Source organism: Robiginitalea rubriflava (assembly GCF_052540725.1).
In genome coordinates, this window is record NZ_CP199309.1 from 349,390 (window position 1) to 375,053 (window position 25,664).

Annotated in this window: 15 protein-coding genes and 1 tRNA gene; 1 reads left to right on the forward strand and 15 read right to left on the reverse strand. The window is 48.3% G+C overall.

All coding sequences use genetic code 11. The features are described from left to right. Positions 1-392: 392 nt before the first annotated feature. From ACT6NU_RS01565 to ACT6NU_RS01580, 4 genes are all read right to left on the reverse strand, one after another. Complete coding sequence (locus ACT6NU_RS01565; RefSeq protein ID WP_445382708.1) at positions 393-2,120, reverse strand: Ig-like domain-containing protein; 1,728 nt, start codon at positions 2,118-2,120, stop codon at positions 393-395. A gap of 315 nt (positions 2,121-2,435) precedes the next feature. Beyond that, positions 2,436-4,370 carry an OmpA family protein gene (locus ACT6NU_RS01570; protein WP_445382709.1) on the reverse strand — a complete coding sequence of 645 codons (1,935 nt, stop codon included), beginning with the start codon at positions 4,368-4,370 and terminating at the stop codon, positions 2,436-2,438. Positions 4,371-4,382: 12 nt separating this feature from the next. Then, positions 4,383-5,333 carry a PorP/SprF family type IX secretion system membrane protein gene (locus tag ACT6NU_RS01575; RefSeq protein ID WP_445382710.1) on the reverse strand — a complete coding sequence of 317 codons (951 nt, stop codon included), beginning with the start codon at positions 5,331-5,333 and terminating at the stop codon, positions 4,383-4,385. Positions 5,334-5,346: 13 nt separating this feature from the next. Further along, entirely contained in the window at positions 5,347-10,323 is a 4,977-nt protein-coding gene (locus ACT6NU_RS01580; RefSeq protein ID WP_445382711.1) for a T9SS type B sorting domain-containing protein, read from the reverse strand. Between the two features lie 341 nt (positions 10,324-10,664). Between ACT6NU_RS01580 and ACT6NU_RS01585 the strand changes: the two genes are divergently transcribed. Beyond that, positions 10,665-12,299: a peptide chain release factor 3 gene (locus tag ACT6NU_RS01585; RefSeq protein ID WP_445382712.1), complete on the forward strand. Its 1,635-nt coding sequence runs from the start codon at positions 10,665-10,667 to the stop codon at positions 12,297-12,299. Positions 12,300-12,582: 283 nt separating this feature from the next. On the opposite strand, the gene ACT6NU_RS01590 is transcribed toward ACT6NU_RS01585, so the two are convergent. The 11 genes from ACT6NU_RS01590 to tuf all read right to left on the reverse strand — a co-directional run bounded on the left by ACT6NU_RS01590 (position 12,583) and on the right by tuf (position 25,644). After that, complete coding sequence (locus ACT6NU_RS01590; RefSeq protein WP_445382713.1) at positions 12,583-12,897, reverse strand: DUF3467 domain-containing protein; 315 nt, start codon at positions 12,895-12,897, stop codon at positions 12,583-12,585. 48 nt (positions 12,898-12,945) lie between these two features. Next, positions 12,946-17,244, reverse strand: a complete 4,299-nt coding sequence (gene rpoC / locus ACT6NU_RS01595; RefSeq protein ID WP_445382714.1) for a DNA-directed RNA polymerase subunit beta' — start codon at positions 17,242-17,244, stop codon at positions 12,946-12,948. 42 nt (positions 17,245-17,286) lie between these two features. Then, the gene (rpoB, locus tag ACT6NU_RS01600; RefSeq protein WP_445382715.1) at positions 17,287-21,096 is read right to left on the reverse strand and encodes a DNA-directed RNA polymerase subunit beta; all 3,810 of its coding nucleotides are present in this window, start codon (positions 21,094-21,096) and stop codon (positions 17,287-17,289) included. Between the two features lie 130 nt (positions 21,097-21,226). After that, positions 21,227-21,610: a 50S ribosomal protein L7/L12 gene (gene rplL / locus ACT6NU_RS01605; RefSeq protein ID WP_445382716.1), complete on the reverse strand. Its 384-nt coding sequence runs from the start codon at positions 21,608-21,610 to the stop codon at positions 21,227-21,229. 56 nt (positions 21,611-21,666) lie between these two features. Continuing rightward, complete coding sequence (gene rplJ / locus ACT6NU_RS01610; RefSeq protein ID WP_445382717.1) at positions 21,667-22,182, reverse strand: 50S ribosomal protein L10; 516 nt, start codon at positions 22,180-22,182, stop codon at positions 21,667-21,669. Between the two features lie 17 nt (positions 22,183-22,199). Then, positions 22,200-22,889 (reverse strand): 50S ribosomal protein L1, encoded by a 690-nt coding sequence (gene rplA / locus ACT6NU_RS01615; RefSeq protein ID WP_445382718.1) that lies wholly within the window; start codon positions 22,887-22,889, stop codon positions 22,200-22,202. Positions 22,890-22,910: 21 nt separating this feature from the next. Next, the gene (rplK, locus tag ACT6NU_RS01620; RefSeq protein ID WP_445382719.1) at positions 22,911-23,348 is read right to left on the reverse strand and encodes a 50S ribosomal protein L11; all 438 of its coding nucleotides are present in this window, start codon (positions 23,346-23,348) and stop codon (positions 22,911-22,913) included. Between the two features lie 129 nt (positions 23,349-23,477). Then, positions 23,478-24,029, reverse strand: coding sequence for a transcription termination/antitermination protein NusG (gene nusG / locus ACT6NU_RS01625; protein ID WP_445382720.1), 552 nt, complete (start codon positions 24,027-24,029; stop codon positions 23,478-23,480). 9 nt (positions 24,030-24,038) lie between these two features. Further along, positions 24,039-24,227 carry a preprotein translocase subunit SecE gene (gene secE / locus ACT6NU_RS01630; RefSeq protein WP_445382721.1) on the reverse strand — a complete coding sequence of 63 codons (189 nt, stop codon included), beginning with the start codon at positions 24,225-24,227 and terminating at the stop codon, positions 24,039-24,041. Positions 24,228-24,308: 81 nt separating this feature from the next. Continuing rightward, positions 24,309-24,381 (reverse strand) — tRNA-Trp (locus ACT6NU_RS01635). A 75-nt stretch (positions 24,382-24,456) separates the two neighbouring features. Continuing rightward, positions 24,457-25,644 carry an elongation factor Tu gene (gene tuf / locus ACT6NU_RS01640; protein WP_445382722.1) on the reverse strand — a complete coding sequence of 396 codons (1,188 nt, stop codon included), beginning with the start codon at positions 25,642-25,644 and terminating at the stop codon, positions 24,457-24,459. Positions 25,645-25,664: the final 20 nt, after the last annotated feature.

The following is a 25,664-nucleotide window of genomic DNA, read 5'->3' on the forward strand; positions in this document are numbered from 1 at the left end:
ATCAAATCATACCAATGTTTTAAGCTGAGGATGATTCCAGACTGAACAGCTGAGATCCGAAACCCAGATTCCCCGGTGAACCGGTCAGATCTTTTAATACTATACAGCTTCATATCGCCTAACATTTTGGTCCATTTGCTATTACTGCTTCATTTACAGTATTTTAACACCTTACAAAATTAACCTGATACTTAGGGGGGGAAAATAATTGTTGTGAAGGGTCAAAAATGTATTGTATAGGAGGGCTTTTTTGAGGTTATCCCTGAAAATTTCATGCGTATTTGGTCGATTAGACCCGGTAAAATGGTTGGTTTGGAAGGTGTGTGTTTGTAGGAAAAAACTTCTAAGGGTGGAATAGAAAAGCCGAAAATCAAAAAAATTACAGCCAGATGTTAGTTCCCATTCACCCTGTAAGTAATCCTCCGGTTTGTGATCATCGAACCCAGCCTTGTAGTAATATTTACCGCTGCCGTATCGCATAATCCAAATGAGTCACAGACTTCATAAGTAAAGGAATCAGTTCCGGTGAATCCAACATTTGGGGTATAAGTAAAACTTCCATCCGCAAACAGGCTAAGTACTCCATTGGAGACGTTCACGACCGGAACTGTATTTACCGTAAGTGTATCGCCGGGATCCAAATCGGTATCATTGCCAAGAACGCCCGGAGCGCCCGTATTGAGTGTAACCCCTGGCGGGGTATTGTAATTGTCAGTAACGGCACAAGGAATAGCATTAATAGTCAGAATATCGGCAGGCTCTGTAACCGGCGTACAGCCTTCAAGGGGGGCAATCCCCAGTTGATAATCCCCCGGAGTGTCTATATCTACATTGTCCATACCAACCCCGGAAATTTCCGAGAGGCCATTATCGGGAAAAACCACTCCAGGTGTCAAGGAATACCAGACATACTCGGCGCTGGCAGATACAAACTCCGCCTGAAGGTTCAGGATCTGTCCCGAATTGCATGAATCAAAATTTCCAGGATCAGTAATAGTCGTATTTACCTCAGTCCCTGCTGCACTTCCCAAAAAATCATAGGGTCCGGCAAAATCTTTTAAGGAAGAGGTAAAGGAGGAAGATGTCCTTGATTTCGTGATTACGGCACTAAAGGGTGAATCACAGGCAGCCCCGGACCCGAACAGGGCCTGCGGGTCAAAACCAAGCTGGGTAAAATTTAGGCCTACTTCAGCCAGGTACCCACCATTATAATTGGTATTATAGCCCCCTGTATCGGTTGTACCCCAGGGAGGTGCTGTTGTGGAAAGAGTATTTACATTGCTGAAAAGTGTTCCGGCCGGAACCACAATTTGTGCATACCCATAGGTGCTTCCGCCATCAATATTACTGCCCCATACAAAGGTGGAAGTCCCGCCAGGGGAAGAACCGGGGTTAAAGATAGACCTGTCTATCCACAATCGCACCTCTACTCCGGTGACCCCTCCCCCACTATAAGCAAAACCTATTACCATGTCTCCTATCTGAACCACATTACCACTGGCATCAAATTCCCAGGCCGTATGCCCTTCCTGAGGGCCTGAGTTTACAAATGCACTGCCCGAAGTGCTTAATTCAGATACAAAAAGTTCAAAGTCAATAAAGTGGGCACCTGAAGAAGACAATGTGGAAATCATCATTTGTACCCATAAATCATCCGTGACCTGGTCTCCATCCCGGCGCATATGTACACCGGAATCCACAATATCTGTTTTGGACGGAACGGAAGAAGGACCATTGCTCCACGCAGTCATCGGGTTATCACCATTTTTACCAGCAGTAAATGTTGTAAGATCGTTCCCGGACAGGCTCACATAGTCCCGCCCGTAACGGGCACTATACCAGATATATCCGTTATTACTCCCGTAATTTGGAATACTTTGCCTTAGGTCGAAGGCAATATTATTACCTGCAGCCAGTTGGGCCGCGTACCCCATGGCAGTTGCGGTGGCTTCATCGATTACACCAGCCCCGGATACACCATTATAATACCAATCATCTGTTGTTAATCCGGACAAAACATCTCCGGAATACGCATCTGCTTCAATACCGAAGTTGGCACCAACACCAGTTTGGGCCGTCAGCAAGGAAAAGAAAACGCCCCCAATAAAGAAAAATACCAAGCAGCAGTATTTATTAACACCACTTACACAAAATTTAGCTCCTGGAATTACCATTGGTTTCGGTTATAAAACTGCATTTGTAGCCATAAATACTTGTTTATTAGCAAGAAAGCAGTTTTTCAGATATATCAAATATATCCCGTACCCTATTCACAAAGAAGATTTTGTTGTGAAAGGGTAATTATAAAGTGTAAAGGCAACCCTAATTGAAGTGAGGCATTAGAAAATAAAGCCTTTTTGGGCTTAACCGGTTATCGATGAAGCCCTGTAAATAATTAATTTATCGGCAATATCTTGTAGGAAAAACTTTCAGTTTTACTCGAAAATTATAAATTCCGAACGCCGGTTTTTCTCATGTTTTTCTGCAGTACAGCGTACCCCGTCTGAACACTCGTTGATAAGCTTTGATTCCCCAAAGCCCTCGCCTTGCAGACGGTCGGCTGAAATGCCTTTGGAAATCATGTAATTAACCGTGGCCTCTGCCCTTTTCTGGGACAGCCAGAGGTTATAGGCAGCTGGGCCCCGGCTGTCTGTATGAGAATTGGCCTTGATCTTAAGGCTTGGGTATTTTTCCATGGCAGCGATAATCTTCTGTATCTCCACCTCGGCATCGGGCCGGATATTGTATTTGTCAAAATCAAAATAAATAGTGCTCAGTTGCAGGAGTTTGGCCAGGTCGTCCCCAAAACCAGCCACAACTGTCTCGGGTTCCAGGTAAAAATCGATGACCCTGGGTTTGCCGTCAGAAGGCGTTAGGTATTCCTCAGCAGGCACATATCCCTGCCTTGAGGCCCTTACAAAATTCCCCTGGCTACAATCCAGGGTGATTTCGTAATTCCCACTGGCATCCGTAATGGCACTGCCCAGTTCGGTATTGGACTCGTCAATTACCTTTACTGTGGCACCGGCTAGAACCTGATTGGTAATCTTGTCCCGAACGGTCCCGGAAATGGGTTGTATACAGTCAAACTGAAGCGGTCTGGTTTCCACAAAGGCGTAAATATCGTCGCCTCCTTTCCCTTCTTCCCTGCTGGAAGCAAAATAGCCCTCCAGGCTTTCCGCATCCATGATAAATGTAAAATCATCCTGGGTAGAGTTCACCGGGGCACCTACATTCAAAACTTTTCCGGCAAAGGGCAATTGGGCCAGTTTGATTGCAAAAACATCCAGGCCTCCCAGCCCCACATGACCGTCTGATGCGAAATAAAGGATATTGTCCGCACTTACAAACGGGAAGGTTTCCCTGCCACTAGTATTTATTTTGGATCCGAGATTTTCAGGTTTTCCATAACTGCCATCGCTACGGATAGGCACCTTAAACAAATCGGATTGGCCCAGGGTACCGGGCATATCCGAAGCGAAAAACAGCGTCTTGCCGTCCGGGCTAATGGCCGGGTGCGCTACCGAGTAAGCATCACTGTTAAAAGGCAATGGCTGAACATCGGACCATAGCCCATCCACTAACCTGGCCGTGTAAATTTTCAGGCGTACGACACCCTGTTCGTCCTTTTTAGCTTCTCCTTCTGCATAGTTATTGCGGGTAAAGTAAAGGGTACTCCCGTCCGGGCTCAGTACAGAGCTTGACTCGTGGTAACGTGAATTGATATTTTCAAGTTTGCTTACTTTGTCCTCAGAAAGGCTGTCTGCGTTAACCTTGTAGAGGTCCAGGAAGTCCATGGCATTCCAGCTGTGGCGGTAGCGGGCCAGGTTACCCGTGTCCCGGTCCGACGAAAAGATCAGTCCCTTTTTGTAAAAAGCCGGGGCAAAATCCGAATACCTGGAATTGTATTCAAAATCCTCTAACTTAAACCTTCCTGAATTCTCAGCTATTTCTTTCTGAAAATCCCTGTCCTTCATGGTCTGTTGCAAATCCCCGCCCTGCTCCCGGGTAAGGGAGAAAAATTGCTGCATCATCTCATCCGCCTCAGCATATGCATTTGCAGAGCGCAGCGTTTGGGCATAGCGGAAATAATAGACCGGGTCAAAATTATCCGGGTATTCCGCAATCAGCCGCTTGTATATTTCTCCAGCTTTCTGGTAATCAGCATTGTAGTAATAGGTGTCCCCCAGTTTTTGCAATAAATCCGCTGAAACATAGCCCTTTTCCAATACCCTGAGATATATGTCCTGTGCCGGTTTAAAGGCGAAAGCTCCGTACTGTTCATCTGCCTGGTTCAATAGCCGTTCCTGTCCGAAACCCAGCAGGGTTCCCAGGAAAATAAAACAAATGATCCGGATCAGGTTTTTCATTGGAGTTACTTTTTAAAAGAATCGCGGTGATACAAAACGCTGGTAAGATTTAAAGAGTTCCCAACGCAGGAACAATTCAAAGGAGCCATCATTAAACTGGGTACCCCCCAGTTCAGTGGTTTCCCGGTCATAGGCCAGCCCAACCATGAGTTGTTCATTTAGTTGAAAACCAACCAGGCCACTGATGGCTGCATCCCAGCGATAGGCCGCCCCAAAGGAAAATTTCTCGTTATACAGGAAACTGGCCGAAAGATCCAATTGCAGCGGAGCCCCGCTCACTACTTTGGTAAGCACGGCGGGCTTGAATTTCATGTTCCAGTTCAGGTCAAAGACATAGCCGGCTATCCCGTAAAAATTCACACGATCTGTGGAAAGAAACTGCACCTGGTTCGCATCCTGCTGTGAATTGTCGAAATGCTCGGTCTGCAAGAGGTTGGGAGCCGAAACACCCGCATAGAATTGATCCGTGTGATAGTATACCCCCAGCCCAAAATTAGGTGAAAACCGATTCTCAATATTATCGGCAGCGGTAGGTTCCGCATCAAAGTTTCTAAGGCCATTGAAATCGAGGTTCAGCAGGTTCCCGCCTGCTTTCAGCCCGAAAGAAAGTTTGGCGTCGCGGGACACATCAATGGTATAGGAAACAACTGCATCCAGGTAGGTTTCCTGCACTACTCCATCGCCAATATTGTCGTGGACCACGGATACCCCGTAACCTACCCTACTGTCCCGGATGGGTGAGTGTAAGTTAAGGGTAAAGGTCTCAGGAGCACCTTCCAGGCCAATCCACTGGGAACGGTAGAGGGCTGCAATACTCAGTTGCCCCCTGGAGCCGGCATAGGCCGGGTTCACACTCATGGTGTTGAACATATACTGGGTATACTGGGCATCCTGTTGCGCCAAGATACCTGTAGCCCATAATCCTAACCCCACAGTAATGAATAAACGAATGGTTTTGTGCATCTCAATTCAATGATTAATTACTGATATACAGATAGCCGCTATCTGTTATCCTTTCCTGCTCCAGGACATATTCAAAGATATAGAAATATATTCCCGCCGGCAGGTAGTCTTCCCCACTTATCGTTGACCTGCCTTTGGAGCGGCCGTCGAACACATTGTTCTGATTGTTGTAGTTGGCTGCCTCAAACACTGCAACACCCCAGCGATTAAAAATCTTGATGGTATTGTCCGGCACCTTGTCTACATTTCGGATAAAGAGGAAGTCGTTTCGTCCGTCGTTGTTAGGAGTCACCAACTGGTTTACCTCTACCGTGAATTCCGTTGCTATTTCCACAACAAGAACCGTAACTGTAGCCGTATCACAATTTTCCGGGTTGGCCACTTCACAAATAGTATATTCGATGGTATAAAGGCCGGGCTGCGTACCTGGGGCAACACTTACCGTCCCGTCTGCGTTTACCGTCAGGGGCCCTGTTGGAGATGAGCTGATGGTGACCTCTTCCGGATCTACAGGCAGCCCATCGAGGGTGTCGTTGTCCAGGACATTACTGTCGGGTATTGTACCTCCCGTTGCCCCATCTATAGGTGTACCTGTATAATCATCATCCACCGCATCAATTACAGGCATCCCCAGCATTACTTCTACGGTAACGGTAGCGGTATCGCAATTTTCAGGGTTGGCCACCTCACAAATTGTATAGTCGATGGTGTAAGTTCCCGGGGCTGTTCCTGGATCCACACTAACTGTACCGTCCTCATTGACTGTAAGCGGTCCTGTGGGGGTAGAGGTGATCACTACCTCCTCAGGATCTACAGGCTGCCCGTTCAGTGTATCGTTGTCCAGCACATTGCTGTCCGGAACTACCCCTCCCGTATCTCCTGCAACCGGGGTGGAGGTGAAATCATCGTCCACCGCATCAATCACTGGCGTACCCGGTAATGTAGTAACGGTAGGGTCGTCCGGGTTGCCATCCCCGTCGCTGTCTACATCTGCCGGGTTGTCAGGATCGTCTGACAGACTGCTTACCGGGCCATTATCCGGGTTAATTCCTGTCACCGTTGCTGTATTCTGGAAACTCCCCGCGGCTACATCGGCTTCTGTAATGGTGTATACAGCGGTAAAGGTTTCGGAATCAGAACTACCCGGTTCCAGTATGGTTATCGGGCCTCCTGTAACGGTTACCAACGGATCGGTAAGGGTTATATTCCCAAGCGGGACCTCCCCGTTATTGATCACGGTAAAGCTGTAGCTGATTGTCTCTCCAGCCTGGGCAAACCCATCGCCGTTCTCGTCATTAAAGGTATCTACTTTCAGGACAACCAGATTGGCCGTACCGGGCTCAGGATCTCCATCCGGATCCAGGTAATCGGGCGTGCCGTCTCCGTCTGTATCGTCATCGGTTGGGTCGTCATTGTTGTTGGCGTCCTCCTCTTCGGTGGGGATGCCGTCTCCGTCATCGTCCACATCGCGGTAGTTCACATCTTCGGTCCCGTCTGTATCCGGCAGGTCATTGGCCGGGTCATCTATTTCGTCATTGACGTCAAAGCCGTCGTTTACATCCGAGCCTTCGTAGCCGTCATCCAGGCCGTCCCCGTCTGTGTCCGTGCCGGTAAAGGCCTGATCGGGCTGCCCGTCAAAGTTAAAGTCGTTCCCTTCGTTGTTGTCCGGTACCAGGTCATTGTCTGAGTCATCATCCAGGTAATCCGGGGCGTCTGTGCCATCGGTGTTGACCGGGGTGATGCCTTCATTGCCGCTGCCTTCATAGGCATCGTCCAATCCGTCATTGTCCGAGTCATTGCCACTGGGCGGGATATACCCGGCTGTGGTCTGCCCTTCTACGTTATCCGGGATACCGTCATTGTCTGAGTCGATGTCCAGGTGGTCGGGATAGCCGTCCCCGTCACTGTCCTGTGGGTTAGTCAGCGGATCATCGTCTCCGTCTGTGTTTGGGTCTTCGGTAGTATCCAGTATCCCGTCGTTGTCATCATCCAGGTCGATCGGATCCGGTACCCCGTCTCCATCGGTGTCCGGGCCCTGGTCATTATCTGGATCCAGGTAATCGGGCGTGCCGTCTCCGTCTGTATCGTCATCGGTTGGGTCGTCATTGTTGTTGGCGTCCTCCTCTTCGGTGGGGATGCCGTCTCCGTCATCGTCCACATCGCGGTAGTTCACATCTTCGGTCCCGTCTGTATCCGGCAGGTCATTGGCCGGGTCATCTATTTCGTCATTGACGTCAAAGCCGTCGTTTACATCCGAGCCTTCGTAGCCGTCATCCAGGCCGTCCCCGTCTGTGTCCGTGCCGGTAAAGGCCTGATCGGGCTGCCCGTCAAAGTTAAAGTCGTTCCCTTCGTTGTTGTCCGGTACCAGGTCATTGTCTGAGTCATCATCCAGGTAATCCGGGGCGTCTGTGCCATCGGTGTTGACCGGGGTGATGCCTTCATTGCCGCTGCCTTCATAGGCATCGTCCAATCCGTCATTGTCCGAGTCATTGCCACTGGGCGGGATATACCCGGCTGTGGTCTGCCCTTCTACGTTATCCGGGATACCGTCATTGTCTGAGTCGATGTCCAGGTGGTCGGGGTAGCCGTCCCCGTCACTGTCCTGTGGGTTGGTTAGCGGATCATCGTCTCCGTCTGTGTTTGGGTCTTCGGTAGTATCCAGTATCCCGTCGTTGTCATCATCCAGGTCGATCGGATCCGGTACCCCGTCTCCATCGGTGTCCGGGCCCTGGTCATTATCCGGATCCAGGTAATCGGGCGTGCCGTCTCCGTCTGTATCGTCATCGGTTGGGTCGTCATTGTTGTTGGCGTCCTCCTCTTCGGTGGGGATGCCGTCTCCGTCATCGTCCACATCGCGGTAGTTCACATCTTCGGTCCCGTCTGTATCCGGCAGGTCGTTGGCCGGGTCGTCTATTTCGTCATTGACATCAAAGCCGTCATTTACATCCGAGCCTTCGTAGCCGTCATCCAGACCGTCTCCGTCTGTGTCTGTGCCGGTAAAGGCCTGATCGGGCTGCCCGTCAAAGTTAAAGTCGTTCCCTTCGTTGTTGTCCGGTACCAGGTCATTGTCTGAGTCATCATCCAGGTAATCCGGGGCGTCTGTGCCATCGGTGTTGACCGGGGTGATGCCTTCATTGCCGCTGCCTTCATAGGCATCGTCCAATCCGTCATTGTCCGAGTCATTGCCACTGGGCGGGATATACCCGGCTGTGGTCTGCCCTTCTACGTTATCCGGGATACCGTCATTGTCTGAGTCGATGTCCAGGTGGTCGGGGTAGCCGTCCCCGTCACTGTCCTGTGGGTTGGTTAGCGGATCGTTGTCACCATCCGTGTTTGGGTCTTCGGTAGTATCCAGTATCCCGTCGTTGTCATCATCCAGGTCGATCGGATCCGGTACCCCGTCTCCATCGGTGTCCGGGCCCTGGTCATTATCCGGATCCAGGTAATCGGGCGTGCCGTCTCCGTCTGTATCGTCATCGGTTGGGTCGTCATTGTTGTTGGCGTCCTCCTCTTCGGTGGGGATGCCGTCTCCGTCATCGTCCACATCGCGGTAGTTCACATCTTCGGTCCCGTCTGTATCCGGCAGGTCGTTGGCCGGGTCGTCTATTTCGTCATTGACATCAAAGCCGTCATTTACATCCGAGCCTTCGTAGCCGTCATCCAGACCGTCTCCGTCTGTGTCTGTGCCGGTAAAGGCCTGATCGGGCTGCCCGTCAAAGTTAAAGTCGTTCCCTTCGTTGTTGTCCGGTACCAGGTCATTGTCTGAGTCATCATCCAGGTAATCCGGGGCGTCTGTGCCATCGGTGTTGACCGGGGTGATGCCTTCATTGCCGCTGCCTTCATAGGCATCGTCCAATCCGTCATTGTCCGAGTCATTGCCACTGGGCGGGATATACCCGGCTGTGGTCTGCCCTTCTACGTTATCCGGGATACCGTCATTATCTGAGTCGATGTCCCGAAAATCAGGAACTTGGTCCGAATCAGAATTAACAGGATCCAGGCCTTCCCCGCTTCCAGGGGTGTCTTCGTAATGGTCGTCCAGGCCATTTTTGTCCCGGTCTATTCCGCAAGGTTCCTGATAGGAATCCGTGGGTTGGGCCTCCACATTGTCCAAAATCCCGTCATTGTCAGAGTCAATATCCCGATAATCTTTTTTTCCGTCCCCGTCTGTATCCACAGGATCCAGACCGTTTCGGATACCACATTTTTTATCACAGGCCCCCAGGGTATCCCCATGGTTCAGGTGCGCCTGTACAGCAGCCGGTGCCACACTTATAGTATGGTAACCGTTTTTGGGGTTGTTTCCGGATTTTTCTTCCTTATGGCAAAGTAAAACTTTGTCTGCGCCCTTGTATTTGGTTTCCGGGCTGTTGAAATTACAGACCCCATCGCCGGACCTTTCATAGGCATCATCCAGGCCGTTGTTATTTGAATCCTGCCCGGAAGGAGGTACATAGGCCAGTGAAGATTGGGCCTCCACATTATCCAGGATGCCATCGTTATCCGAGTCGATATCCAAAAAATCTTTTACCTTGTCCTTATCCGTATCTACCGGGATTAAACCAACACAGCTACCGGGGGTTTCCTCATAGGCATCGTCCAGGCCGTTCCCGTCAGTATCTATCCCCGATGGACAGATATACCCAGATGTTGTCTGTGCTTCCACATTGTCCAGGATACCATCATTGTCCGAATCTATATCCAGGTAATCGGGGATTCCATCCCCATCGGTATCCGTCGGATTTGTATGTGGTTTGTTGTCTTTGTCTTTATTGGCATCTTCCCGGGAATCGACAATTCCGTCGTTGTCATCGTCTATGTCCGAAGAATCCGGTACGCCATCCCCATCAGTATCGGTATAGGGCAAAACCAATATGCCCGTGTCAGCAGTTGCTGCACTGATTTGAGGCACATCAAAAATGAAGAGGGTCAGGAGTAAAATTCCTGCTCTTAACACTTTGATTATAGAGGAAAAGTAGCTGTGTTCCATAAGCGGTCGTTTTGGTATAAACGGGTCACCATGGCACTGGCTGGTTAGGTTAAGGCGCAATTTGGGGCTGCGTCTATAACAGTGCAAGATATGTTTAAAAATAATAGCCGCAAATTGTAGTATGGCCTAAAATTGTTATAATTCCGTCAATTGCGGGGATTATCGATAAAGCGCTTTAATGGCCCTGAATTCAGTCCGGGTCAAAAGCCCTTTTAAGGGGTTGAAAAAAAATACCTTTAACATAAATCGAGCTTATTTGCGGTTTATCGATAACATATCCCCTCCTTAAAATTCCAATATCCCAAAGAAACATTTGGAGTAAATAGTTTTCCCGCTGCGGAATGCCAGCCCGATCCTTTTTGGTATTTTTGCGCAAAATTTCAACTGTGAGTTTTAAGAAGGAAATCGCAAGGCGCAGGACATTTGGGATCATATCTCACCCGGATGCCGGGAAGACCACCCTAACTGAAAAGTTGTTGCTTTTCGGGGGAGCCATACAGGAGGCAGGGGCAGTGAAAAACAACAAAATCAAAAAGGCGGCTACCAGCGATTTTATGGAGATTGAACGCCAGCGTGGGATTTCGGTTGCTACCTCTGTCCTGGCTTTTTTATATAAGGATAAGAAGATAAACATCCTGGATACCCCGGGGCACAAGGATTTTGCTGAAGATACCTTCCGAACGCTTACAGCAGTAGATTCTGTGATTGTGGTGATCGATGTGGCAAAAGGGGTTGAGGAACAGACCGAAAAATTGGTGGAAGTTTGCCGGATGCGCAATATTCCCATGATCGTCTTTATCAACAAGCTGGACCGGGAAGGAAAGGATGCCTTTGACCTGCTGGATGAGGTGGAACAAAAGCTCGGCCTGCAGGTAAACCCTCTGAGTTTTCCTATCGGAATGGGATACGACTTTAAAGGGATCTATAATATCTACGAACGCAATATCAACCTCTTTAGCGGTGACAGCAAAAAGAATATTGAAGAGACCATCGCCTTTGACAACCTGGAAAATCCTGAACTGGAAAGGCTTATAGGTGAAAAAGCCGCTATGCAGCTCCGGGAAAACCTGGAACTCGTGGAAGGGGTTTATCCGGCCTTTGAGCGCGAAAGCTATCTGAAAGGACAGCAACAGCCTGTCTTTTTCGGTTCTGCCCTTAATAATTTCGGGGTGCGGGAATTGCTGGATTGCTTTGTGGAAATAGCCCCGGCCCCCCGTGCCAAAAAGGCTGAAGAACGGGTTGTGGAAGCCTCGGAGCCAAAAATGACAGGCTTTGTTTTTAAGATTCACGCCAACATGGACCCCAAACACCGGGATCGCCTGGCATTTGTAAAAGTCGTATCCGGAACCTTTGAACGAAATAAACCCTATTTGCACGTCCGCCTGGGAAAATCCCTGAAATTTTCCAGCCCGAATGCCTTCTTTGCAGAAAAGAAAGAAATTGTGGACGAATCCTTTCCTGGGGATATTGTAGGCCTTCACGATACCGGAAACTTTAAAATCGGGGATACCCTAACGGAAGGGGAAGACCTGCATTATAAAGGCATCCCTTCCTTTTCCCCTGAACATTTCCGCTATATCAACAACGCCGACCCCATGAAATCCAAGCAACTGGCCAAGGGGATAGATCAGTTAATGGATGAAGGGGTGGCCCAGCTCTTTACCCTGGAACTAAATGGCAGGAAAGTGATCGGGACGGTGGGGGCCCTGCAATATGAAGTAATACAATACCGCCTGGAACACGAATACGGGGCAAAGTGTACCTATGAACCCTTTCCGGTACACAAGGCCTGCTGGATTGACCCGGAAGACCCAGAAGGGGAAGAATACAAGGAATTTATCCGGGTAAAGCAAAAATACCTGGCAACTGACAAAAGAGGACAGTTGGTATTCCTGGCAGATTCCGCTTTCTCCCTGCAGATGGCACAGCAGAAATATCCCAGCGTCAGACTGCATTTTACCTCTGAATTCGAGTAGTTATGGCTTTTAGTGTCGCCCAGTTGCAAGTTTAAACAAGAGGGACTTTTATTGCTTACTAATCACAATAAAGAAAGTACTTTACTGATAGGTTAGAAGCCTATCATTTCTTGTATTCTCGATACGCTTGGGAAATTGATTGTAAGCTGCAGGGTGGGCAGATATATTACCACAGGGTGGGGGTGGGTTCCCCTAATGAATTAATTTATTCCTTATTCCGCTACCTCTGAGGCTAGCCAGACGAGCTTCCTACACCCCTGGCCTTAAACCGCTTTGTAATCTTTTAAGCTTCCCCTGTAGGACCAAAATTAAGCGGAATCTGAGGCTGGTCGTAATCCTTAATTGTACCGTGGGCCTGTTCAAAACGCTGTACGTTTTCATTGAGGGCCTTCAGGAATTTTTTGGCGTGCTGCGGGGTGAGCACAATACGACTTTTCACTTTAGCCTTTGGCCTTCCGGGCATGATGCTGATAAAATCCACCACGAATTCTGAAACCGAATGATTGATAATGGCGAGGTTGGAATAGATGCCTTCAGCCGTTTGTTCATCCAGCTCAATATTGATCTGCTTTTGCTGTTTGTTTTCTTTTTCTGCCATGACTGAATAAAAAACCCCGGCCAGGCCGGGGTTTAAATTGAGTTAGTGTTAGAATTTTAATTCTTCCTTGCGAGCCATGATCTCGTCGTATTCCTCCTTGGAACCGACAATGATGTTTTCATAGTCCCGCATTCCGGTACCTGCCGGAATCTTGTGGCCTACGATCACATTCTCTTTCAGGCCTTCCAGGTCGTCAACCTTGCCGCTTACGGCTGCCTCATTCAATACTTTGGTCGTTTCCTGGAAGGAAGCCGCAGAAATGAATGACTTGGTTTGCAGCGAAGCTCTTGTGATTCCCTGAAGTACAGGTGTTGCCGTGGCAGCGACCGCATCCCTGGCAGTCACCAGCGCCTTATCTGCACGTCTGAGCAGGGAATTTTCATCCCTGAGTTCCCGGGAAGTTAGGATCTGACCGGGCTTCAGGTTTTCTGATTCTCCGGCATCCTCAACCACTTTCTTTCCGAAAATTTCGTCGTTTTCCGCGATGAAATCATCTTTATGCACCAATTGGTTTTCAAGGAAAATGGTATCGCCCGGATCCTGAATCTGAACCTTGCGCATCATCTGGCGTACAACCACTTCAAAGTGCTTGTCGTTGATCTTTACACCCTGCAGACGGTAAACTTCCTGCACTTCGTTAACGAGGTACTGCTGTACCGCTGAGGGCCCTTTAATAGCAAGGATATCCTCAGGGGTAATAGACCCGTCGGATAAAGGCATTCCGGCCCTGACGTAGTCGTTCTCCTGAACCAGGATCTGGTTAGAAAGTTTTACCAGGTACTTTTTCACCTCACCCAACTTGGATTCGATAATAATCTCGCGGTTACCCCTTTTGATTTTACCAAAAGACACCACCCCGTCGATCTCGGAAACAACTGCCGGGTTGGAAGGGTTACGGGCTTCAAACAACTCGGTTACCCTTGGCAGACCTCCGGTAATATCCCCTGCCTTAGCAGATTTTCTCGGGATCTTAACCAGGATTTTACCTTCTTTGATCTTATCCCCGTTATCCACCATAAGGTGGGAGCCAACAGGCAGGTTATAGGAACGCAATACTTCTCCCTTGGAATCCTTGATTAACAGGGTTGGGATCAGTTTTTTGTTACGGGATTCAGAAATAACTTTCTCCTGGAATCCGGTTTGTTCATCTATCTCGACCTGATAGGTAACTCCTTGGTCTATGTTCTCGTAATCGATCTGCCCCGGGAATTCGGAAACAATAACCCCGTTATACGGATCCCACTGACAGATGATATCTCCTTTTTTAACCTTGGCACCGTTTTTAATAAACAGTTGCGAGCCATAAGGGATATTGTTCGTGCTCAGGGTGATACCGGTTTTGGCATCTACTATTTTGATTTCTGATGTTCGGGAAATAACCACATCCGTGGCTTTTCCTTCACCGTCTTTGCTTTTTACGGTCCTGAGGTCTTCAATTTCAGCGACCCCATCGTATTTCGCCTCCAGACGGCTTTCCTCAGAGATGTTTCCTGCAATACCTCCTACGTGGAAAGTACGCAGGGTAAGCTGTGTTCCGGGCTCTCCGATGGATTGCGCCGCAACAACACCTACAGCCTCTCCCCTCTGTACCATCTTGTTGGTTGCCAGGTTTCGGCCGTAACACTTGGCACAAATTCCCTTGGCAGCCTCACAGGTAAGCGGTGAACGTACTTCTACCCTATCAATAGGGGAAGATTCGATTTTCTGGATATGTGCTTCCAGGATTTGCTCTCCGGCGCTAACCAGCAGTTCTTCAGTAATCGGGTCGTACACATCGTGCAGGGAAACCCGCCCTAAGATCCGCTCTCCAAGCGTCTCAACAATTTCTTCATTTTTACGAAGCGCTTCAACTTCAATTCCCCTGAGGGTTTCACAGTCTTCAGTATTGATGATCACATCCTGGGATACATCAACCAGCCTTCGGGTCAGATACCCGGCATCAGCCGTTTTAAGTGCTGTATCCGCAAGACCCTTACGCGCCCCGTGAGTAGAAATAAAGTACTCCAGGATGGACAGTCCTTCCTTAAAGTTGGACAGAATAGGGTTTTCAATAATTTCACCCCCACCAGCTGTGGATTTTTTCGGCTTGGCCATCAATCCGCGCATACCGGTTAACTGACGGATCTGTTCCTTGGAACCCCTCGCACCTGAATCCAGCATCATATATACAGAGTTAAAGCCCTGCTGGTCTTCCCGGATTCGTTTCATCGCCAGCTCGGTGAGCATGGCGTTGGTAGAGGTCCATACATCGATCACCTGGTTGTAGCGTTCGTTGTTGGTAATCAGACCCATGTTATAGTTCATCATGATCCCGTCTACCTGTTCGTTGGCATCCGCAATCATTTCGTGTTTCTCCTTTGGAATGATAATATCCCCGAGGCTGAATGAAAGTCCTCCGCGGAAGGCGAAGTCATAGCCCATGGTCTTGATCTTATCCAGGAAGTCCGCGGTGGCAGGAACATTGGTTACTGCCAGGATCCTTCCGATGATATCCCTGAGCGACTTTTTATTCAGTACTTCATTTATATAGCCTGCCTCTTCCGGTACAACGGAATTAAACAAGACCCTTCCTACAGTGGTATCAAGAATTTTAGGCACTAATTCCCCTTCCTCATTGAAATCCTTTACGCGAACCTTAATGGAAGCGTTCAGGGCAACTCTTTCTTCATTGTAGGCAATCTCCACCTCTTCAGGGCTATAGAAGGTCAGGCCTTCCCCTTTTACAGGTGCCTCCTTGGTGGATTTTCGCTCTTTGGTCATGTAGTACAGCCCCAGAACCATATCCTGAGAAGGTACGGTAATAGGCGAACCGTTTGCAGGGTTGAGGATATTGTGGGACGCCAGCATCAATAGCTGTGCTTCCAGGATAGCCTCCGGCCCGAGCGGCAGGTGTACTGCCATCTGGTCCCCGTCAAAATCCGCATTAAAAGCAGTACAAACCAAGGGGTGAAGCCGTATCGCTTTTCCTTCGATCAGCCTTGGCTGAAACGCCTGAATCCCCAGCCTGTGCAGGGTGGGAGCCCTGTTCAGCAACACCGGGTGGCCCTTGAGGACATTTTCGAGGATGTCCCAAACCACCGGTTCTTTCTTATCGATAATCTTCTTGGCCGATTTGACCGTCTTTACAATACCCCGCTCAATGAGCTTACGGATGATAAAGGGTTTGTACAGCTCTGCCGCCATATCCTTTGGCAACCCGCACTCGTACAATTTCATTTCAGGACCTACAACAATAACAGAACGGGCAGAATAATCCACACGTTTTCCAAGCAGGTTCTGACGGAACCGACCCTGTTTTCCTTTAAGGGAATCTGAGAGAGATTTTAAAGGTCTGTTAGACTCTGTCTTTACAGCCGAAGCCTTTCGTGTGTTATCAAAAAGCGAATCAACCGCTTCCTGCAACATCCTTTTCTCGTTCCTCAGGATCACCTCTGGGGCCTTGATTTCCATCAAACGCTTCAGTCGGTTGTTACGGATAATTACCCTGCGGTACAGGTCGTTGAGATCCGATGTGGCAAAACGTCCCCCGTCAAGCGGTACCAAAGGCCTCAATTCCGGTGGTATAACCGGGATAACCTTCATGATCATCCACTCTGGCAGATTTTCACGGTTGTCCTGGGATTCCCTCAGCGCTTCTACTACCTGCAGCCTTTTAAGGGCCTCAGTTTTACGCTGTTTGGAAGTTTCGGTATTCGCCTTGTGGCGCAACTCGTAGGAGAGTTGCTTTAAATCGATGCGGGAGAGCAGGTCAATCAGACATTCTGCACCCATTTTGGCGATAAACTTGTTCGGATCGCTGTCTTCCAGGTATTGGTTTTCCGGCGGGATGGTCTCCAGGATGTTCAGGTATTCTTCCTCAGTTAGGAAGTCCATTTTCTGAATTTCTTCCCCATCAGGGCCAGTTGCAATTCCGGGTTGAATCACCACATAGCGCTCGTAATAGATGATCATGTCCAGCTTCTTGGAAGGAAGCCCTAACAGATAGCCTATTTTGTTTGGAAGAGACCTGAAATACCAGATATGTGCAACCGGCACTACCAGGTTGATGTGGCCCACGCGGTCGCGACGAACCTTTTTCTCAGTTACCTCCACGCCACAACGGTCACAAACGATCCCGCGGTAACGGATGCGCTTATACTTTCCGCAGGCGCATTCGTAATCCTTTACCGGACCGAAAATGCGCTCACAGAAGAGCCCATCCCTTTCGGGCTTATGGGTACGGTAATTAATGGTTTCCGGTTTTAAAACTTCCCCTCTTGATTCAGCCAGGATGGCTTCCGGGGAAGCCAGGCCTATGGAAATTTTATTGAACCTTTTTATTGGTGTATTATCCTTTAGTCGAGCCATTATAAGATGGTACTAAAAATTAAAATGTGTTATAAAACAAGCTTATTCTTCCAGTCTGATATCCAAACCTAATCCCTTAAGTTCGTGCATCAGTACGTTGAAAGATTCTGGTAAACCAGGTTCCGGCATGGTTTCGCCCTTAACGATAGACTCATAGGTCTTGGCCCTTCCAATTACATCATCAGATTTAACGGTCAGGATTTCACGCAGTGTGGCGGATGCACCGTAAGCCTCCAGGGCCCATACCTCCATTTCCCCGAATCGCTGGCCTCCAAACTGGGCTTTTCCTCCCAAGGGTTGCTGCGTAATAAGCGAGTACGGTCCAATAGAACGGGCGTGCATCTTGTCGTCTACCATATGCCCCAATTTGAGCATGTAGATCACCCCAACCGTTGCAGGTTGGTGGAATCGCTCTCCGGTACCTCCATCGTAAAGATAGGTGTGTCCGAATCGCGGGATGCCGGCATCATCGGTATACTGGTTGATTTCGTCCAGGGTAGCCCCATCGAAAATCGGGGTGGCAAATTTCTTGCCGGTATCCTGGCCTGCCCAGCCCAGTACGGTTTCATAGATCTGACCAATGTTCATCCGGGAAGGTACCCCAAGCGGGTTGAGGACAATATCCACAGGCGTTCCGTCTTCCAGGAAGGGCATATCCTCCTGGCGTACGATTCGGGCAACAATACCTTTGTTCCCGTGGCGTCCTGCCATTTTATCCCCTACCTTCAGCTTGCGTTTTTTCGCGATATATACTTTGGCCAGCTTCATAATTCCTGCAGGCAGTTCGTCTCCCACGGAGATGGTGAACTTGTCCCTTCTCAGGTTCCCCTGCAGATCATTGAGCTTGATCTTGTAATTGTGCAACAGATCTGCCACCATTGCATTGGTGCTTTTATCTGTGGTCCAGCTGCCTCCCACCAGGTGAGCAAAGTCATCCACGGCGTTAAGCATCTTCAGGGTGTATTTCTTGCCTTTTGGAAGCACTTCTTCCCCAAGGTCATTCATCACTCCCTGAGAAGTCTTGCCATTGACCAACTGGAAGAGTTTTTCTACCAGCACATCTTTGAGCTCCTGGAACTTCACTTCGTATTCCAGTTCCAGCTTGGAAATAGCTTCCTTGTCCTCAGAACGCTTGCGCTTGTCTTTTATAGACCGTGAGAACAGCTTTTTATCAATTACCACCCCGTTAAGCGATGGTGGTGCTTTCATAGAAGCGTCTTTAACATCCCCGGCCTTGTCTCCGAAAATGGCTCGAAGCAGTTTCTCTTCAGGGGTTGGATCAGACTCTCCTTTAGGAGTGATCTTACCAATCAGGATATCGCCGGGCTTTACCTCGGCTCCGATACGGATCATTCCGTACTCATCCAGGTCTTTGGTAGCCTCCTCTGAAACGTTGGGGATATCATTGGTGAGCTCTTCAGCTCCCAGCTTGGTATCCCGGACTTCCAGGGCGTATTCATCTATATGTATAGAGGTGAAGATATCTTCCCTGACTACTTTCTCAGAGATTACGATCGCATCCTCAAAATTATATCCTTTCCATGGCATAAAGGCCACTTTCAGGTTTCGTCCAAGGGCGAGTTCCCCTCCCTGGGTCGCATAGCCTTCGCAGAGAACCTGACCTTTTTTCACCTTATCCCCTTTGCTGACAATAGGCTTCAGGTTGATGGATGTTCCCTGGTTGGTCTTACGGAATTTCACAAGATTATAGGTCTTGGAATCCTCCTCGAAACTAACCAGGCGCTCTTCGTCTGTACGGCTGTAGCGGATGGTGATTTTTTGTGAATCCACATATTCGATCACCCCGTCGCCTTCTGCGTTGATCAGGACCCTTGAATCGGTAGCTACCTGCCGTTCCAGACCGGTCCCCACAATTGGGGATTCGGGTTTTAACAGTGGTACTGCCTGCCGCATCATGTTGGAGCCCATCAGGGCACGGTTTGCATCATCGTGCTCCAGGAACGGAATGAGAGAAGCAGAAATAGAAGCAATCTGATTGGGGGCAACATCTGTATAGTTGACCTCTTTCGGATCTACTACAGGGAAGTCACCTTCCTCACGTGCAATTACTTTTTCTGACTCTATGGTGCCGTCTTTTTTCAGCGGAATGTTCGCCTGTGCGATCTTCATGCCTTCCTCTTCTTCGGCACTCAGGAAGGTGTAATTGGCAGTATCTACCTTGCCATCTGCCACCTTGCGGTAAGGGGTTTCCAGGAATCCCATCTGATTCACCTTGGCAAATACAGAAAGGGATGAGATCAGACCAATATTAGGTCCTTCAGGCGTTTCTATAGGACAAAGCCTTCCGTAATGGGTATAGTGTACGTCACGAACCTCAAAACCGGCCCTTTCCCTGGACAAACCTCCCGGTCCGAGGGCGGAAAGCCTTCGTTTGTGGGTGATTTCGGCCAGTGGGTTGGTCTGGTCCATGAACTGAGAGAGCTGGTTGGTCCCAAAGAAGGAATTGATCACGGATGACAATGTCTTCGCATTGATCAGGTCAATAGGTGTAAACACCTCATTATCCCTAACATTCATCCGCTCCCTGATGGTCCGGGCCATACGGGCCAGACCTACCCCAAACTGCGCAGATAACTGCTCCCCTACCGTACGTACGCGACGGTTGGAAAGGTGGTCGATATCATCGATTTCCGCCTTGGAGTTGATCAGCTCAATCAGGTATTTTATAATGGTGATGATATCTTCTTTGGTAAGCACCTGCTTATCCATGCCGATATCCAGCCCCAGTTTTTTGTTCATTCTGTAACGGCCCACCTCGCCCAGATTGTAGCGCTGGTCCGAAAAGAATAATTTGTCTATAATACCCCGGGCTGTTTCCTCATCCGGCGGTTCTGCGTTACGCAGCTGGCGATAGATATGCTCTACTGCCTCTTTTTCGGAGTTGGTAGGGTCTTTTTGCAGGGTATTGTGGATGATAGCATAATCGCTCTGCGCATTGTTTTCTTTGTGCAGCAGGATTGTCTTTACATCCGTCTCGATGATTTGGTCTATGTGTTCCTTTTCCAGGACCGTATCACGATCCAGAACAATTTCATTCCGTTCGATGGAAACCACCTCGCCGGTGTCCTCATCCACGAAATCTTCATGCCAGGTATTCAGTACCCTGGCTGCGAGTTTACGTCCCAGTACTTTTTTCAGGCCTGCCTTGGAAACTTTGATTTCCTCGGAAAGGTCAAAAATCTCCAGGATGTCCTTGTCCCGCTCAAAACCGATGGCCCGGAACAGGGTGGTTACCGGTAATTTCTTTTTCCTGTCGATATAGGCGTACATCACGCTGTTGATATCGGTAGCAAATTCAATCCAGGAGCCTTTGAATGGGATTACCCTTGCTGAGTACAGCTTGGTCCCGTTTGCGTGAAAAGATTGTCCAAAGAATACCCCGGGAGAACGGTGAAGTTGAGAAACCACTACGCGCTCTGCCCCGTTGATCACAAAAGTTCCGCTGGGGGTCATGTAGGGAATGGTACCTAGGTACACGTCCTGCACTATGGTTTCAAAATCTTCGTGCTCCGGATCAGTACAGTATAATTTCAATCGCGCCTTCAGGGGCACGCTGTAGGTAAGACCTCTTTCAATACATTCCTGAATGGAATATCTGGGAGGATCTATAAAGTAATCCAGGAATTCCAGTACAAACTGGTTCCGGGTATCTGTGATTGGAAAGTTTTCCATGAAGGTGTTGTACAAACCTTCATTGCCCCTTTCGTCAGATTTGGTTTCAAGCTGGAAAAAATCCTGAAACGATTTAATCTGAATGTCCAAGAAATCCGGGTATTCCGGTATGTTCTTAGCGGATGCAAAGCTTATTCTTTCAGTCTGTTTTGTGAACATCTATGGACAAATATTTTATCGTGAATACTCCTGCGGGTTGTATATACCTTTATATACAATGTATAAAAGGGTTTAGGTCTAGCCACCAAAAGGCGGAAAGACCTAAACCTAAACCATATGGTTGTCGCTGTTATTTAAGCTCAACTTCTGCTCCTGCTTCTTCCAATGATTTTTTGATACCTTCAGCTTCATCTTTAGAAACTGCTTCTTTGATCGCTTTAGGAGCGCTGTCTACGATGTCTTTTGCATCTTTCAGCCCCAGACCGGTCAGTTCCTTAACCAATTTTACAACTGCAAGCTTGGAAGCTCCAGCAGCGGTAAGGATTACATCAAATTCGGTCTTTTCCTCAGCAGCCTCACCAGCGTCTCCACCGGCAGCAGCACCTCCGGCTACTGCAACAGCTGCAGCAGCTGGCTCAATGCCATACTCCTCTTTTAAGATATCAGCTAATTCGTTAACCTCCTTTACGGTAAGGTTTACTAACTGTTCTGCGAATTCTTTTAAATCTGCCATTTTACTATCGTTTTAAAAACTGTTTTAATTTATACTTGAGTTTAGTGCGTACACATTTATTTTTCGGACAAGGTCTTCAGGATTCCGGCCAGTTTGCCTCCTCCGGACTTCAATCCGGAAATAACATTCTTGGCTGGAGACTGCAGTAAGCCAATGATATCCCCAATAACCTCTTCCTTTGATTTGATGCTAACAAGCGCATCCAGCTTATCGTCGCCAATGTAGACTGCCTCTTCAATATAGGCGCCTTTCAGCAAAGGCCTGTCGGACTTTTTCCTGAAAGTCTTGATCAGTTTTGCAGGGGCATTCCCTGTTTCTGAAAACATCAGCGAAGTATTTCCTTTAAGGACATCGGGCAATTCCCCGAATTCCTTTTCGGAAGCTTCCATAGCCTTGGCAAGCAGTGTATTCTTTACTACCGCCAGCTTAATATTTGCTTTAAAACAAGCTCTCCGCAAATCTGAGGTCGTCCCGGCATCCAGCCCTGAGATATCCGCCAGATAAATGGTCGGATTATCTGCCAGCTGTGTGGTCAGATCCTTAATTACGGTTGCTTTTTCTTCTCTGGTCATGTTACGTGTTTTTTAAATCAGACCGCTTTGGGATCCAGTTGAACACTAGGACTCATGGTGCTGGACATATATATGCTCTTCATATATACCCCCTTGGCCGCAGCTGGTTTCAGTTTCACCAGGGTTTCGAGCAATTCCTTGGCATTCCCGGCTATTTTGTCTGCAGAGAAAGATACCTTTCCTATTGCTGCATGTACAATTCCGGTTTTGTCTACCTTAAAATCAATCTTACCTGCCTTAACATCGGAAACCGCTTTTGCCACATCCATAGTAACCGTTCCGGTTTTTGGATTCGGCATAAGCCCCCTGGGTCCCAGGATACGACCTAATGGCCCCAGTTTTCCCATGACGCTGGGCATAGTGATGATTACATCAACATCTGTCCAGCCTCCTTTGATCTTGTCGAGATATTCGTCAAGACCTACGAAATCGGCTCCTGCCTCCTTCGCCTCTGCTTCCTTGTCAGGAGTTACCAATGCCAGTACCTTTACATCCTTACCGGTTCCGTGGGGCAGCGTTACCACGCCACGTACCATCTGGTTGGCTTTCCGGGGATCTACTCCCAAACGGACCGCCAGGTCTACGGATGCATCGAATTTAACTTTGGTGATTTCCTTTATAAGCGCAGAAGCTTCATCAATGGAGTACAGCCGGTCTCTTTCGATCTTGGCGCGTGCCTCTTTTTGCTTTTTTGTCAGTTTTGCCATCTTAAAAGTGGTTTTCTAAAATTAAAAAGGACGTTTTCCGGCTACCTTCAGGCCCATTGAACGGGCGGTTCCGGCAACCATACTCATGGCCGACTCGGTTGTGAAGGCGTTCAGATCGGCCATCTTATCTTCTGCGATTGCCTTGATCTGATCCCAGGTAACACTTCCTGTCTTTACTCGGTTTGGCTCCCCGGACCCCTTTTTAACTTTAGCCGCTTCCAATAGCTGAACTGCCGCTGGCGGTGTCTTTACGACAAAGTCAAAAGACTTGTCTTTATACACGGTGATAACAACGGGCAATACCTTTCCAGGCTTGTCCTGAGTTCTGGCATTAAACTGCTTACAGAACTCCATGATGTTAACGCCGGCAGCACCTAAAGCGGGTCCAACCGGTGGCGACGGGTTCGCAGCACCTCCCCTAACTTGTAGTTTAACTACTTTACTTACTTCTTTTGCCATTGTTTATATTTAATTACATCTGTTAATCCGACATTCGGTCAGATGGTTTTCCGGGCCCCGAAGGGATCGGAAAAGGTAAAAGTGAGTTAATTGGAAGCAACTTCACTTTTAAGCGTAACACTTATTTTCTTATACTTTTTCTACCTGCATATAACTCAGCTCAAGAGGGGTCTTACGTCCAAAGATCTTCACCATCACCTCAAGCTTGCGTTTTTCTTCGTTGATTTTCTCAACTGTACCGTTAAATCCGTTAAACGGACCATCGATTACTTTTACGGTTTCTCCCAGTACAAATGGTATTGCAATGGAATCTGTATTGACCGCCAGTTCATCTACTTTTCCAAGCATACGGTTCACCTCAGACTTCCTCAGCGGAACAGGATCACCGCCTTTGGTTTCACCCAAAAATCCAATAACATTGGTAATGGACCGGATTATGTGGATCATTTCCCCCACCAGGTTGGCCTTGACCATAATATATCCCGGGAAATACACCCGCTCCTTATTGATCTTTTTGCCATTCCGGATCTGTACAACTTTTTCAGTTGGGACCAGGACTTCCTCAAGATGGTCTCCGAAGCCGTGGCGTTCCACTTCACTTTCGATATACCCCTTGATTTTGTTTTCCTGTCCGCTTACGGCGCGCACCACATACCATTTCTTCTCCAGTACTTCTGACATAGCCTCGCCTTAACCTATTAATGCATCAAAATACAGCTGGATAACATTTGAAAACAAAGAATCCACTCCCCAGGTTGCCAGGGCAAAAATGATAGAAAATACGGCAACAATAACCATCAGATTGGATGACTCTGACCGTGATGGAAGGGTTACGTTATTCCTTAATTCCTGATAAGATTCCCTGATATATGAAATCATGTTAGCTGCTTTTTTATTCTGCGGAACATTCCGCTGTTTATTCCTGAGAAATCTACTTATAGTACATTCTCATGTCATCAGCACGGGAGGAGAGACTCGAACTCCCGACACCTGGTTTTGGAGACCAGTGCTCTACCAACTGAGCTACACCCGTAATTACAGTGAAAGGGTCACTTCCCGATATGGATCAGGACGGGACCCCTCACTGCCGGATCAAACCTTTTGAGGCTTAATCTAAGATCTTGGTAACCTGACCGGCTCCAACAGTCCTACCACCTTCGCGGATCGCAAAACGAAGTCCGACGCTAAGGGCGATTGGCTGAAGTAAGTCTACAGTAATGGTAAGGTTATCCCCAGGCATTACCATTTCAACACCGCTAGGCAGGTTGATTGTTCCGGTTACATCAGTTGTACGTACGTAGAACTGAGGACGGTAGTTATTGTGGAATGGGGTGTGACGCCCGCCTTCTTCTTTTTTGAGGATATAGACCTCAGCTTCAAATTTGGCGTGAGGCTTAACAGAACCTGGCTTACAGATTACCATTCCCCTCTTAATATCTTTTTTCTCGATACCTCTCAACAGGATTCCAACGTTATCTCCGGCTTCTCCTCGGTCGAGGATTTTACGGAACATCTCAACACCTGTAATGGTGGAAGTAAGTTTTTCAGCTCCCATCCCGATGATATCTACAGGGTCTCCGGTTTTGGCAACTCCGGTTTCAATACGTCCGGTGGCAACCGTTCCACGACCTGTAATGGTAAATACATCTTCTACAGGCATCAGGAAATCCTTATCTACGTCACGCTTTGGCAACTCGATCCAGGAATCTACTGCCTCCATCAATTCCATAACAGTATCTACCCATTTCTGCTCCCCGTTAAGGGCACCCAGGGCAGAACCAGAAATTACGGGAGAGTTATCTCCATCGTACTCATAGAAAGAAAGCAATTCACGTACTTCCATTTCAACCAGCTCCAGAAGCTCTTCGTCATCAACCATGTCTACTTTGTTCAGGAAAACAACGATACGTGGAATACCTACCTGACGTCCGAGCAGGATGTGCTCACGAGTCTGAGGCATTGGCCCGTCGGTAGCAGCAACCACAAGGATAGCTCCGTCCATCTGAGCAGCACCGGTAACCATGTTCTTAACATAATCCGCGTGACCAGGACAGTCTACGTGAGCGTAGTGCCTGTTTGCTGTTTGATACTCAACGTGTGAAGTATTAATGGTAATACCTCTTTCTTTCTCCTCAGGAGCGTTATCGATGGAATCAAAGCTTCTCAATTCTGACAACCCTGCTTTTGCTAAAACAGTGGTGATGGCAGCTGTAAGTGTAGTTTTACCGTGATCGACGTGTCCAATAGTACCTATGTTTAAGTGCGGTTTGGAACGATCAAAAGTTTCCTTAGCCATTGTTAATGAATTTAATCTTA